The sequence below is a fragment of the Pleomorphomonas sp. PLEO genome (genome assembly GCF_041320595.1).
In the GTDB taxonomy this organism is placed as follows: domain Bacteria; phylum Pseudomonadota; class Alphaproteobacteria; order Rhizobiales; family Pleomorphomonadaceae; genus Pleomorphomonas.
In genome coordinates, this window is the sequence record NZ_CP166625.1 from 4,220,041 (window position 1) to 4,233,038 (window position 12,998).

Genomic DNA, 12,998 nt, shown 5'->3' on the forward strand with positions numbered 1-12,998 from the left:
TCCGACGTGGACCACCCTTCTGCTTATCCACCCTGCTCGCGGCGGGGGGTCGTCGCGTCGGCGGCAATGCGCGTGACGAGATCGACGAGTTGGGCGACAGCGGCGCGCTTCAAACCGGTCGGCGCCTCGCCATTTGCGAGCTTGGGGCCGACCGCCCTGGCAAAACCCAGTTTTTCAGCTTCCTTGAGACGAGCGGCGGCGTGCGCCACGGGCCGGACGGCGCCCGACAGACTCACTTCTCCGAAATAAACGCAGTCATGGCCGAGCGGAGAGCCGGCCAGCGAGGAAACCAGCGCCGCGGCGACCGCCAGATCGGCAGCCGGTTCCTGGATGCGGAGACCACCGGCAACGGCGAGATAGACGTCATGCTGGCCAAAGCGCACCCCGCAATGGGCTTCCAGCACCGCGAGAATCATGGCGAGCCGGCTGCCATCCCAGCCGACGACGGCGCGGCGCGGCGTACCGAGCGAGGTGGGAGCCACCAACGCCTGGATCTCGACCAGCATTGGCCGTGTACCCTCCATGCCGGCAAAGACGGCGGCGCCCGCCGACGAGCCATCACGCTCGCCCATGAAAAGTGCGGACGGGTTCGGCACTTCCCGCAAGCCGTCGCCGGTCATCTCGAACACGCCGATCTCATCGGTGGGGCCAAAGCGGTTCTTGACCGAACGCAGCACGCGGAAATGCCGGGCACCGTCGCCTTCGAAATAAAGAACGGCGTCGACCATGTGCTCGACGACTCGCGGGCCGGCGATGGAACCATCCTTGGTGACGTGTCCAACCAAGACAACGGTGGCGCCGCTCTCCTTGGCGTAGCGAACCATCGCCTGGGCGGCGGTGCGCACCTGCGTCACCGTACCGGGCCCGGACTCGACCATCTCCGTCCACAGCGTCTGAATAGAATCTATGACGACCAGATCTGGCGTAGGACCGTCGGCAAGCGTCGTCAGGATATCCTCGACCGAGGTCTCGGCGGCAAGAGCCACCGGCGCGTCGGAAAGGCCCAGCCGCTCGGCTCTGAGGCGCACCTGCGCCACCGCCTCTTCTCCCGAAACATAGACGACGCGCGCGCCCTTGCGAGCCAAGGTCGCAGCCGCCTGAATGAGAAGGGTCGATTTGCCTATCCCCGGATCACCACCGACAAGCAGGGCCGATCCTCGCACGAAGCCGCCACCGGTGACGCGGTCGAGTTCGGCAATGCCGGATTCGAGGCGCGGCGTTTGAGCAATCTCGCCGGACAGCTCCACCAACGGCACGACGCGCCCCTTGCGCATCGGCCTGCCCTTCTGGCCGAAGACGCCGGAGCCAATGGCGCCGCCGCCGCCGACTTCCTCGACAAAGGAGTTCCAGCCTCCACAGGCTTCGCACTTGCCCACCCAGCGCGGACTGACAGCGCCACAGGACTGGCAGACGAATTGGGTGGTGCGCTTGGCCATGACATCTCCGGTGCGGGACTCGATCCCATCCGATAAAGCTGCGGACAGGGTTGACGAACCATGACCGAGCGTTCCTGTTTTGTCCACACAAAAAGACGTGCTTCTCCCGCGTGGCACGGGAAAACCGCCTTCAATGCAAACACTTAAATGTTGATCGCGACCGCGAGCCGACAGGAGAGGTCTGGCGCGCCGTGACGCCTTAGTTTTGTCGTCATTAGCCAACAAACAACGCTTCTAGCGTATGTGTTCTCCCGTAGCAGGGAGCTAAGGACCGTGCCATGAACCCGACCAAGACCATGATTGCCGATGCTATCCGCCGCTTCCAGATCGAGGCCACGCCGGCCTGGACCAGCCTTGCCGCGGGTGGAGACACGCCCGAACTCGATCACATCGAGGCCCATTCCAATACGATCAGCACCGTTGATTGCCTGTTCGATGGCAGCGCAACCATCGTGCTGAAAGGTGAGCGCACCCTACCGGCGCGCATCTTCGGCCGCTTCGATTCCCGCCGCGCCGAGGTCGATCACATCATCATCGCCGCCTGAGCGCCAAGAAAAAAGCCGACCAGCGGGCCTCCGCCGATCGGCTTCCCAATGCCATGAACTGCACGATTTCAGATGACGCCTGCCACGATGGCGACGACGAACAGAAACGCGGCGCAGACGACGAGGGTGTTGAGGCTACGGGTTAGGCTCATCGCGGGTCTCCTTCGTGCCTTGACGATCATCAAGCTACAGGACCAGCCGTCCTCCTGACGATTGCCGAAACAGAACGTTTCAACCTGTTCATGAGCTCCGCCTTTGGCGGAACCGTTGTTTGCGTGACCATCACGTCGCGAGATGGGCCACTCACCCAATCGATCGATCGGGCTTGACGAAATCTTAACTGCCTCTCGCCCAAGCGCAACCAATTTTGATCCAACCGCCATGGGCAATAAGGCGATAGTGTTCTAACCTTCTACGATAAAAGAGAAACTTATTGCCACACGGCATGGTTTTGCCCCGATTGCTGGGGAAAACCATGCCTATGTCCGTCATCCGCCGCTGGTTTCAGGTGGCGAGCAGGTAGTTGCGGATCTCGGAAGCCTGATGCTCGATGTCGGCAACGCGATGCTTCACGACGTCGCCGATCGACACCATCCCCACCAACTTTCCATCCTCCACCACAGGCAGATGGCGGAAACGGCCGGTGGTCATCATGTCCATGAGATCTTCAACCGTATCATCCCGCGTACAGGTGCTGACCTTGCGCGTCATGTGCGCGGTGGCAAGCTCTTCAAGCACGCGCGCGCCGTGCAAAGCCAGCGAGGCGACGATGTCGCGTTCCGACAAGATGCCGATGACGCGGCGGTCATCATCGACGAAAATCAACGCACCGATCTTGTTGCCGGCCAGTCTTGCCACCGCCTGCCCAAGAGACATTGAACGGTCACCGGTGATCACGTCTTCGCCCTTGGCGGATAGAATCTGTTTGACGGTCGTCATTTCCATCCCTCCAACTTGTTCCTGACAAGGAGATCGCCTGTTGGTCGGCGACCTGCTCCTCGTCTTCCCTGGACAAAGATGGGATGAATCGAGCGGTCTGGCAAGCAAGACCTAAGGACTTTCCCTTAGCCGGGTCGACTTATGGTCGGCGAACGGGGATCAAACAGCGAGAACAGCAAGATGCCGACAATGTAGCCCAGCGCGTTGTGCAGAAGTGCCCGCCCATCAAGGCCTGAGGAGGCGTAGAGCATGGCGAACAGCGTGTTGGCTGCGAAGATGAACCCTAAAAGCTGCAGAACCCGAACATTGGACCACATCTCGACAATGCCTAGCGCAGGCTGGCGCCAGGAATCGCTGCCCATGGTCATGATGCCCCCCAGACCAGCCGCGTAGATGAAGCGGATCGCCGCGCCGAGAAGAGCTGCGATGACGAAGTTCGGGCCGAACAGCAACGATTGGGAATCACCTGCCAGTAGCCAAAACAGGCCAGCGCCCACGGCCGCGGCCATAGCCGAGAAGCCGATGAAACGCCACGGGCCGAAGCGACGCGCCACGGCGGTCCCAAAAGCCGTCAACCAAAGGAGATCGAACACCAGACTGGACGGGGTGGGACTCAAGAAGACGTAGGTCAACGGACTCCACAGACCGGCAGCCCAACCACCGGGAAAGCCCATACCCGAAACCAGGTACGGGTAGCGCATCGGCGTAAAGCAGAAGGTGAGAAGGAAGGTGGCCGCCGCATCTCCACCGAGATACCAGGTTCGGCCGACGAAAATGCCGATCGATAGCAGGATGAAGGCGAGGATCACCCGGGGCAGGTTGAACATGGGCTCGTGGTTGTCGTTATCGCTCTGCATCGCGGCTTCCTTATCGCCCGCCATGCCGCGAGCTCCGACAGCGCTTTACCGCAAAGGCGCGGATGGTGCCAGGGTACAGCCAAAAAGGCACAGCTGGAACGGAGCGTGCCGCGATGGAGCAGTCTCCGCCCGACGGGACATTCCATAAAAATGCTCCGACGCCGGTAACCGATCGGAAACCAAACTGTCGCGAACGGCCCTGGCCCTCTGCGACCAACGGCTATCTCGGGCGTTAATGTAACTGCATTGCCAAAATCAGCCCGTTCTCGCAGCGATCGAAGAAGCGACCACACCACACGCAGCCATTTTCAACCGCCGATCCCCTTTCCCCCGAGAACATTGGGGACAACGGGCATCTTCTGGCACGAGGCCTGCTCAGGAACGATCAGTTGGGTTAGGACGGGTTTGCCCCTGTGCCGAAATGGCATGGCGCCGCGTCCACCACAGGCAACTTGGCCGGTCTGGTCTTGCGGGGATTTAGATGAAAAGCGTCGTCGCGCAGTCTCTTTATGAATATTGGACGAACCTGCGCGGCCGACGGGCGGCGCCGGAGCGTAACGAAGTCGAGCCGGCCGCCATTCGCGGCATTCTCGGCGACACCTTTATTCTCGAGGCTCTCGATCGTCATACCTATTCTTTCCGGCTTGCCGGCACTCGCATCTGCGCTGCTTATGGCCGTGAGCTTAAAGGCCGCAATGTGCTTGACTTCTGGTCGGGCAAGGACCGGGAATCGATAGCCTGTCTGTTGGCCGCCGTGGTCGAGGATGGTGCCGCCGCCGTATTCGGGCTCAACGCAACCAACGACCGCGGCCAGATCATGCCCGTGGAAGTGATGTTCCTGCCGCTCATGCACCAGGGACCGAACCATACCCGTATCCTTGGTTGTTTCGCGCCGATGGACCAGCCTTATTGGCTTGGCCTGTACCCCGTCGTGCGCCAGCCGCTGCAGAGCCTGAGGCTGATATGGCCGGACGAGAAGCCGGCCTTCCTGCTCAATAGCGAAAAGGTCGACGGCACGCACAGCCGGGCTCCAGTGCGCCACGAGCCGGCGCCACTCAGCATCGATCGCCACCGGCCCGCTGCCCACACGCTGCCGGGACGAACTTTCCGTCATTTTCGCGTTATTGAGGGTGGCCGAGCCGACTAAGCCAATCGCGCAAGCGATCACTAAACTTAATCTTAAGATTGGGTGCTTACCGTAATACCTAGAGCGGCCGGGTCCGGCCGACCAGTGGATAGCGGCATGGCAACCCTCGCGGCTACGACGCCTCCTCGTGCGAGTAAATTCCCCAAGCCGGAACGTCGGCGGTTTCAGCGCGTAAAAATCGATGTGCTCGGCCGCTTCATGCTGCCCAACCGCAACGAATATCCCTGTCAGGTTCAAGACATGTCACCCGGCGGCGCAGCGCTGATGACGCCGGTTTCCGGTGACATCGGAGAGCGAGTCGTCGCCTATATCGACCATGTCGGCCGCATTGAGGGACAGATAACTCGCCTGTTCGAAGGCGGCTTTGCCATGACGGTAAACGCCACCGCCGGCAAGCGCGAGAGGCTCGCCGCCCAGCTGACCTGGCTTGCCAACCGCGACACCCTCAATCTGCCCGAGGACCGTCGTCACGAGCGCATCATTCCTCATCGCCCGTTCTCGAACATGGTCCTGCCCGACGGGCAGGAAAGCCGCTGCAAGATCATCGACGTGTCGCTTTCCGGGGCAGCCATTGCCACCAATGTCAAACCGCCGCTCGGAACACCGATCACGTTGGGGCGGATGAGAGCCCGCGTCGTTCGTCACTTCCCCGACGGCATCGCCTTGGAATTTGCGATGCTGCAGTCAGAAGACATGTTGAAGAACAATCTCTGACAAGAGCGTTGAATCGCAGCATCTTCTGACGTTTTCCCTTTGATAACCATGCCCTGACTTCTTGTCCGACCGGCCACCTTCGAGCCAGGCCGACGGCGATTGCCTTGTCTATTTGAGGCGAGCCAACCCGGGCGAGTTCTTCCGCCTTGCAACCGCGTACCTGTGCCAACGGAGGACACCTCCATCTGGCAGGGTTAATGCACTCTCCAGAACCAACGGGTTCGAAGCTGGACAGATCCAAGCGTTCCGGGTCTGCCGAGCAACCGTTCGCCCCATAGTGCGTTAACGCGGGAATCTTTCGGCTTGGGGATGGTGGATGGAAAGTAAATAGGGTCAGCGGGATCAGTATAAATAAATTCTAAAATACACTACAAATTTTCCTAAACAAATCATTTCGAAGATACTAGCGTTTTGATTTTCCTATTTCACGCGACCGAAAAACAACTGTGCCATTCTCCTGACAACAACAGGGAGACGTCACGACGATGAGAAAGATCGCGACGCTAACAAAAGCAGTTCTTTTCTTCTCGGTTCTACTTACCGCTCAAACCGGTTGGACCGCAGAGAAATTGATGAGCATCCATGGCGTCGCGGCCCCTCCGGTCGGCTACGTGCAGTTCTGCCAGTCATACCCAACCGACTGCCGCCCCGAGAAGGACATTGATCAGGTCGTCACCCTCACCCAGGCGGTATGGAACCAGCTCAACCAGATCAACACGGCGGTCAACACGGCCGTGTTGCCGGCCACCGATATGGAAATCTATGGCGTCCTTGAACACTGGGACTATCCCAAGCTCGCCGGGGACTGCGAAGACTATGTCCTTGAAAAACGGCGGGATCTGATCCAGTCGGGTTGGCCGGAAAGCGCTCTGCTCATCACAGTCGTGCGCGATGAGACAGGCTCCGGTCATGCAGTCCTCACCGTACGGACCAACCGAGGCGACGTCGTGCTGGACAACAAGACGGACAAGATCCTGGTATGGGCCGACACGCCCTACAGTTACCTGAAACGCCAGTCGACGCGTGATCCCAACACGTGGGACCTCATCGAGGATTCCAGAACCTCGCTGGTCGGCTCGCTGAAGTAATCGCCTCCATTATGAGCGTCGCCACGTCCGGACCGGACGTGGCGACGTTTCGATTCCTGCCAAGGTACGAGGAAATAACGTCGCGCCACGACGGGACGTGAGCAGGCGATGAGTACGATTTCCTCAAGAAAATTTACGGGAACAAAAACAACCTCTGATTTAAGACAATCCTATTTACCGATCGCCTCAATCGGCCGCGCGTCTAGGCCATTCCATTGAACGGTCGTCTACACATTTGAAATCTCCGGCGAATTCACCGTTTCTAAAATCTCTCCAACGAGCGCGCTAATTGATATTTTGTTCACTATATTTCATCTATTATTTCACATAGGTACCTTTACTCGTTAAAATTACTATTTCGGGCCGAGCCACCTCATCGTAGCCGGCTGAACGCCTTTGACTCGCCTTGTGTTTCCGCACAGTTGACGATTTATTGTCAGGGAAGGCACCTCTTGCATTGAGGTGAACTAAGCTATGCAAGACACAAGTCAGAACGATTCAGTTGAAGACGGAAGGGCGATCGTTCCAGTGCCGATCCGTGATCTCTGCCGCACCGTACGCGCGCTTTCCCATGAACAGCGACTTGCCATCCTGGTGCACCTTTCTCGCAAGGAATGCTCGGTTGGCGAGCTTGAGCGGAAGCTCGATCTTCCGCAACCTGCGGTATCACAGCAGCTCGCTCGTCTCAGGTCGGATGGCCTTGTCCTGACCCGCCGCGAGGGTCGAACCATCTATTACTGTGCTCACCGCCAACGCGTCGGCGATTTTCTGGCCGGGCTAAATCGACTTCTCGTGTGATTTCGTCTCTCGGTCCCGGGGCGTTTGCCATCGGCGAGCCTCATTCGGCGGACAAAAAAAGCCGCGCGGAGCGTTTTCCCCACGCGGCCAAAACACCAGATTAGAGCATCATCCGACCGGAGTGAAACGAGGACCGACAAGATGATGTTTCCAAAACAATAACTTAGAGCGCCGATCTGATTCAGTCAGATCGGCGCTCTCATGTTGGTATTACTTCAACGCAGCATCGGTAATCTCGTGCGTCCAAGCGCCTTCTGGCTTCTTGGTGATGATCTTCTGGTCGAGTACCGCCTTCTCGGTACGAGCATAGGCGGCTTCATCGAGCACACCGGTAGAGTCACCCAAAAGCTTGGCAACTTCCTTGATCATATAGAGCTGATGTTCCTTGGTCTGAGCGCCGGTGGTGTCGTTTTCGAGCACGATATCGGCGGCGTCCTCGGGGTGATCCTTGGCATAGGTCCAGCCCTTCATCGAGGCACGGACAAAGCGGACCAGCTTGTCCTTTATGGCGGGGTCCTTCAGGCTCGGTTCGAGCGCGTAGAGGCCATCCTCCAGGAGGTTTTCACCCATTTCGGTATAGGAGAAGACGGTGAGCTTGTCGGCCGTGTAGCCGGCATCATAAGCTTGACCGAGCTCGTTGTAGGTCATGACGTGAATGCAGTCGGCTTGCTTTTGGATGAGCGGCTGCACGTCAAAGCTCTGCTGCAAAATCTTGACGCCATCGGGACCACCGTCGGTCGACAGGCCATGCTTGTTCGCCAGCGCGAAGAATGGCACCTCGTTGCCGTAGAACCAGACGCCGATGGTGTGGCCCTTGAAATCCTCTACCTTCTTGATCGGGCTGTCGGCCGGGCAGATGATCTCGAGACCGGCATTCTTGTAGGGCTGGGCGATGTTGACAAGCGGCACGCCCTTTTCGCGGGCAGCAAGCGCCGCGCCCATCCAGTCGACGATCACATCGGCGCCGCCGCCGGCAATGATCTGCTCGGGAGCGATATTGGGGCCACCGGGCTTGATGTCGACATCGAGCCCCTCAGCTTCGTAATAGCCTTTGTCCTTGGCAACGAAATAGCCCGCGAACTGAGCCTGCGTCACCCATTTCAGCTGCAGCGTCAGCTTGTCGGCGGCATTGGCTCCGAACGCCGTCAGGGCCATGGCGCCGGCAAGTGCCAGCTTGGTCACGGTGTTGGTCATGTCGTTCCCCTTTTTTGATTACCGGCAGCGATGAATACCGCCGGTTTCACCTCTGTCCCTTGCGGACAGATGGATGCCAGAAGGTCACGCGCCGTTCGACAAGCGCGATGACGCCGTAGAAGACCGACCCGAGGATGGCCGCGACGCCAATTTCCGCCCAGACCATGGCGGTGTTCATGCGGCCCATTTCGGTGGAGATGCGGAAGCCGACGCCATAGGTCGGCGCGCCAAAGAACTCGGCGACAATGGCGCCGATCAGCGCCAGGGTTGAGTTGATCTTCAGCGCATTGAAGATGAAGGGCCAAGCGGCCGGCAGGCGGAGGCGACGCATTTCGTCGCCCCAGGTCGCCGCGTAGGTGCGCATCAGATCGCGCTCCATATGTCCGGCAGCGGTAAGCCCCGCCTCGGTGTTGACCAGCATCGGAAAGAAGGTCATCAGCACGATGACGGCCGCCTTGGACTGCCAGTCGAAGCCGAACCACATGACTGCGATCGGCGCTATGCCAACGATCGGCAGCGCCGACACGAAGTTGCCGAGCGGCAGAAGGCCGCGCTTCAAGAAATCCGAGCGGTTGATGATCAGCGCCGCCAGGAAACCGAGCCCGCAGCCGACGACATAGCCGGACAGCACGGATTTGACGAAGGTCTGAACCACGTCTTCCCAGAGGGTTGGCAATGCGTTCGCCGCCGCCGCCAGGATAACCGATGGCGCCGGGAGCAAGATTTCCGGGATACCGAAGCCGCGCGTCACCAGTTCCCACTCGGCAATGAGCATAACGCCGAACAGGAGCGGGACGGCAAGGTCGACGAAGCGGTGCGTCGCCGGTCGCTTTTCACCGAGATGGACCAGGTAGACGCAAAGCCAGGAAATGCCGAGCGCGACGCCAAGAATGGCGATTAACAAGAGAGGGAGCATCAGGCGACCCTCCGCTCGGGACGGGCGCCCATCAGGCGCATGACGAGGCGTTCCGACCAGCCGACGATCAGCACCAGCAGGCCGGCCAGGAAAGCCGCGGCAAACAGCGCCGCCCAGATCTGAATGGTCTGGCCGTAATAGGAGCCGGACAGCAGCCGAGCGCCGAGGCCGGCCACCGCGCCGGTCGGCAATTCGCCGACGATGGCGCCGATGAGCGAAATGGCGATCCCCACTTTGAGCGAAGCGAACAGGAAAGGCACAGACGCCGGCCAGCGCAGCTTGGTGAATATCTGCAGATCGTCGGCATTGTAGGTGCGCATCAGATCGAGATGGATCGTCTCTGGCGAACGCAGCCCTTTCACCATACCGACCACCACCGGGAAGAAAGACAGATAGGTGGAGATCAGCGCCTTGGGCAGCAAGCCGGAAATGCCGATGGCATTGAGCACGACGATCAGCATTGGCGCTACGGCGAGGATCGGTACCGTCTGGCTGGCGATAATCCAGGGCATCAGCGACTTGTCCATGACCTTCTGGTGGACGATGCCGATGGCGAGCAACACACCGAGAAGCGTGCCGAGCAGAAATCCGAGCAGCGTCGCCGAAAGCGTCACCCAGCCATGATAGACGAGGCTGCGTTTGGAGGTGACCGACAACCCGGCCGTACTCCGCCACAGCTCGGCGATGACTTGGTGCGGCGCCGGCAACAGCGGCTTGTCTAGCGCCCAAGACCTAAACCAAGTTGCCGACGGCGTGAACGCGAGGCCCTTCAGTTGCGCCTCGGCCACCACCGTGGAGTGGTTCATGAAGAGAGCCGCGACGTACCAGAACCCAACGATGGCGACGATGACCGTCAGCACCGGAACGACGCTGTAGCGAAAAAAGGAAGGTTTCGTCATGCCGCCGCCCTCCCCGAAAACGCCGGAGCCTCAGTCGTCATAGCTGTGCCCCGCTCTCAGGCCGTCGCGTACCCGCTGGGCGAGCTTGAGGAATTCCGGCGTTTCGCGGATATCAAGCGGTCGGGGGCCGCGCGGCAGATCGCTCTCGACGATATCGTGGATGCGGCCCGGACGTGGGCTCATCACGACGATCTTGGTGGAGAGGTAGACCGCCTCGGGGATGGAATGGGTGACGAACACCACCGTTTTCTTCGTTTTAGCCCAAAGGTGGAGAAGCTGCTCGTTGAGATGATCGCGAACAATCTCGTCGAGGGCGCCGAACGGCTCGTCCATCAGAAGCAGGTCAGGCTCGACGGCGAGGGCGCGCGCGATGGAGGCGCGCTGCTGCATGCCGCCGGAAAGCTGCCAAGGGTATTTTTTCTCAAAACCAGTGAGATTGACCAGAGCCAGATTGCGCTCAATACGCTCATTCTGCTGCGCGCGGGTCAGCCCCATGATCTCGAGTGGCAGCGCCACATTCCTGGCAATGGTCCGCCAGGGATAGAGCGCGGGGGCCTGAAAGACGTAACCGTAGGCGCGGTCGAGACGGGCGAGTTCCGGCGTGGTGCCGTTGACGGAAATCATGCCGCCAGTCGGCCGTTCGAGGTCGGCGATCACGCGGAGCAGCGTCGTCTTGCCACAGCCCGAAGGACCAATGAAGGAGACGAATTCGCCCTTGGCGATCTTGAGGTCAATATTGGAAAGCGCCTGCACCGGCCCGTCGCCGGTCTCAAAAGTCAGGGAGAGAGCCTCGATGTCGATGACATTCATGCTTGCCGGCACCCCGGTTGTGAAGACACAGCCGCTCACTTGGCCGGCCGCGTACACGACCACCTCGTCCGCCGCCCAGATGAAGGGCAAGCACGGCTAGATATGTAGGCCCCTGCCCGACCGGCACACCGCGCTTCTCGCTACATCGGCCGATATCTGACCGAAATTGAAGCAAGAAGCGGGCCGGTCTGGCCGATTTCAGATACCCGTCACCGGAATACCTGCGCGCTCGACACGCCTTGGCGACACGACTTCCTTCCACTGGCTGAGCGCCTTGGCGACCGCCGTGAACGGCTTGCGCGGCACGAACTTGCCGTGGCCTTCCTCGGTCTTCATGGTGGCTTCCTCCACCACAACCTTGCCACGCGATAGCGTGAAGCGTGGCAGACCGGTCACCTCGTAGCCGTCGAACACGTTGTATTCGATCACCGACTGCTGGGTCTTCGGCGAGATAACCTTGGAGCGCTTGGGGTCCCAGACCACGAGGTCGGCATCGGCCCCGACCAGGACCGCCCCCTTCTTCGGGTACATGTTGAGGATCTTGGCGTTGTTGGTGGAGGTCACCGCCACGAACTCGTTCATGGTCAGGCGACCGGTACGCACGCCATAGGTCCAGAGCAGCGGCATACGGTCCTCAAGACCGCCGGTGCCGTTGGGGATCTTGCGGAAATCGCCGAGGCCGTTGCGTTTCTGGGCAATGGTGAAGGTGCAGTGATCGGTGGCGACGCAGCTGAGCGATCCGGCGGCGAGGCCTGCCCAAAGACTGTCCTGATGCAGCTTGTTGCGGAAGGGCGGGCTCATGACGCGGGCCGCCGAATGATCCCAGTCGGGATTGGCGTATTCGCTCTCATCGAGCAAGAGATGTTGGATCAGCGGCTCGCCGTAGACGCGCATGCCCTTTTGGCGGGCACGACGGATCGCCTCATGCGCCTGCTCACAGGATGTATGGACGACGTAAAGCGGCGCTCCGGCCATATCGGCCAGCATGATGGCGCGATTGGTCGCCTCACCCTCGACCTCTGGCGGGCGGGAATAGGCGTGCGCCTCAGGGCCGGTATTGCCCTCGGCGAACAGCTTGGCCTGCATCTGGGCGACGACGTCGCCGTTCTCGGCATGCACCATCGGCAGGGCGCCAAGTTCGGCTAGCCGCTGGAAAGACGAGAACATCTCATCGTCATCCACCATCAGCGAGCCCTTGTAGGCCATGAAGTGCTTGAAGGTATTGATACCCTTCTCCTCGACGACCACCTTCATCTCGTCGAAGACCTGCTTGTTCCACGAGGTGACGCACATGTGAAACGAATAGTCGCTGTTGGCGCGGCTCGCCCGGTTGTGCCAGCTCTGAAGAGCCGTCAGCATCGACTCGTCGGGGCGCGGGGTGATGAAATCGACCACCATGGTCGTGCCACCTGCGAGTCCGGCACGCGTGCCGCTATCGAAATCATCGGCCGAATAGGTGCCCATGAAAGGCATTTCGAGGTGGGTGTGCGGATCGATGCCGCCCGGCATCACGTAGCACCCCGTGGCATCCAGTACCTCGTCGCCCTTGAGATCAGGTCCGATTGCCACGATGCGCTCGCCTTCGATCAGGACGTCGGCTTCGTATGTCAGATCGGCAGTGACGATGGTTCCACCCTTGATGACCTTCGACATGG

General features: G+C 60.2%; 13 protein-coding genes. 5 read left to right on the plus strand and 8 right to left on the minus strand.

Annotated elements, in window-relative coordinates; genetic code table 11:
- Positions 1 to 23 precede the first annotated feature (23 nt).
- Positions 24 to 1,436 (minus strand): DNA repair protein RadA, encoded by a 1,413-nt coding sequence (gene radA / locus AB6N07_RS19605; RefSeq protein ID WP_370674736.1) that lies wholly within the window; start codon positions 1,434 to 1,436, stop codon positions 24 to 26.
- 278 nt (positions 1,437 to 1,714) lie between these two features.
- Between radA and AB6N07_RS19610 the strand changes: the two genes are divergently transcribed.
- Positions 1,715 to 1,981, plus strand: a complete 267-nt coding sequence (locus AB6N07_RS19610; RefSeq protein ID WP_370674737.1) for a hypothetical protein — start codon at positions 1,715 to 1,717, stop codon at positions 1,979 to 1,981.
- 504 nt (positions 1,982 to 2,485) lie between these two features.
- Here the strand turns inward: AB6N07_RS19610 and AB6N07_RS19615 are convergent.
- Together AB6N07_RS19615 and AB6N07_RS19620 are read right to left on the minus strand one after the other, a co-directional pair.
- Positions 2,486 to 2,920 carry a CBS domain-containing protein gene (locus AB6N07_RS19615; protein ID WP_370674738.1) on the minus strand — a complete coding sequence of 145 codons (435 nt, stop codon included), beginning with the start codon at positions 2,918 to 2,920 and terminating at the stop codon, positions 2,486 to 2,488.
- A gap of 125 nt (positions 2,921 to 3,045) precedes the next feature.
- Entirely contained in the window at positions 3,046 to 3,801 is a 756-nt protein-coding gene (locus AB6N07_RS19620; protein ID WP_370674739.1) for a rhomboid family intramembrane serine protease, read from the minus strand.
- A gap of 457 nt (positions 3,802 to 4,258) precedes the next feature.
- Here AB6N07_RS19620 and AB6N07_RS19625 point away from each other — a divergent pair, with 457 nt between their 5' ends.
- From AB6N07_RS19625 to AB6N07_RS19640, 4 genes are all read left to right on the plus strand, one after another.
- Positions 4,259 to 4,924 carry a PAS domain-containing protein gene (locus AB6N07_RS19625; RefSeq protein ID WP_370674740.1) on the plus strand — a complete coding sequence of 222 codons (666 nt, stop codon included), beginning with the start codon at positions 4,259 to 4,261 and terminating at the stop codon, positions 4,922 to 4,924.
- Between the two features lie 96 nt (positions 4,925 to 5,020).
- Positions 5,021 to 5,638, plus strand: coding sequence for a PilZ domain-containing protein (locus tag AB6N07_RS19630; RefSeq protein ID WP_370674741.1), 618 nt, complete (start codon positions 5,021 to 5,023; stop codon positions 5,636 to 5,638).
- A gap of 572 nt (positions 5,639 to 6,210) precedes the next feature.
- Positions 6,211 to 6,726 carry a transglutaminase-like cysteine peptidase gene (locus AB6N07_RS19635; protein ID WP_370674742.1) on the plus strand — a complete coding sequence of 172 codons (516 nt, stop codon included), beginning with the start codon at positions 6,211 to 6,213 and terminating at the stop codon, positions 6,724 to 6,726.
- Positions 6,727 to 7,200: 474 nt separating this feature from the next.
- Positions 7,201 to 7,524, plus strand: coding sequence for an ArsR/SmtB family transcription factor (locus AB6N07_RS19640; RefSeq protein WP_370674743.1), 324 nt, complete (start codon positions 7,201 to 7,203; stop codon positions 7,522 to 7,524).
- 210 nt (positions 7,525 to 7,734) lie between these two features.
- Here AB6N07_RS19640 and AB6N07_RS19645 read toward each other — a convergent pair whose 3' ends face one another.
- The 5 genes from AB6N07_RS19645 to hydA all read right to left on the minus strand — a co-directional run bounded on the left by AB6N07_RS19645 (position 7,735) and on the right by hydA (position 12,996).
- Positions 7,735 to 8,718, minus strand: coding sequence for an ABC transporter substrate-binding protein (locus AB6N07_RS19645; RefSeq protein ID WP_370674744.1), 984 nt, complete (start codon positions 8,716 to 8,718; stop codon positions 7,735 to 7,737).
- A 46-nt stretch (positions 8,719 to 8,764) separates the two neighbouring features.
- Positions 8,765 to 9,634 (minus strand): ABC transporter permease, encoded by an 870-nt coding sequence (locus AB6N07_RS19650; protein ID WP_370674745.1) that lies wholly within the window; start codon positions 9,632 to 9,634, stop codon positions 8,765 to 8,767.
- Positions 9,634 to 10,533 (minus strand): ABC transporter permease, encoded by a 900-nt coding sequence (locus tag AB6N07_RS19655; protein WP_370674746.1) that lies wholly within the window; start codon positions 10,531 to 10,533, stop codon positions 9,634 to 9,636. Before AB6N07_RS19655 ends, AB6N07_RS19650 begins: the two co-directional genes overlap by 1 nt.
- A gap of 30 nt (positions 10,534 to 10,563) precedes the next feature.
- Entirely contained in the window at positions 10,564 to 11,343 is a 780-nt protein-coding gene (locus AB6N07_RS19660) for an ABC transporter ATP-binding protein (RefSeq protein WP_370674747.1), read from the minus strand.
- A 198-nt stretch (positions 11,344 to 11,541) separates the two neighbouring features.
- On the minus strand, positions 11,542 to 12,996 hold the full coding sequence (gene hydA, locus AB6N07_RS19665; protein WP_370674748.1) for a dihydropyrimidinase: 1,455 nt from the start codon (positions 12,994 to 12,996) through the stop codon (positions 11,542 to 11,544).
- Positions 12,997 to 12,998 lie beyond the last annotated feature (2 nt).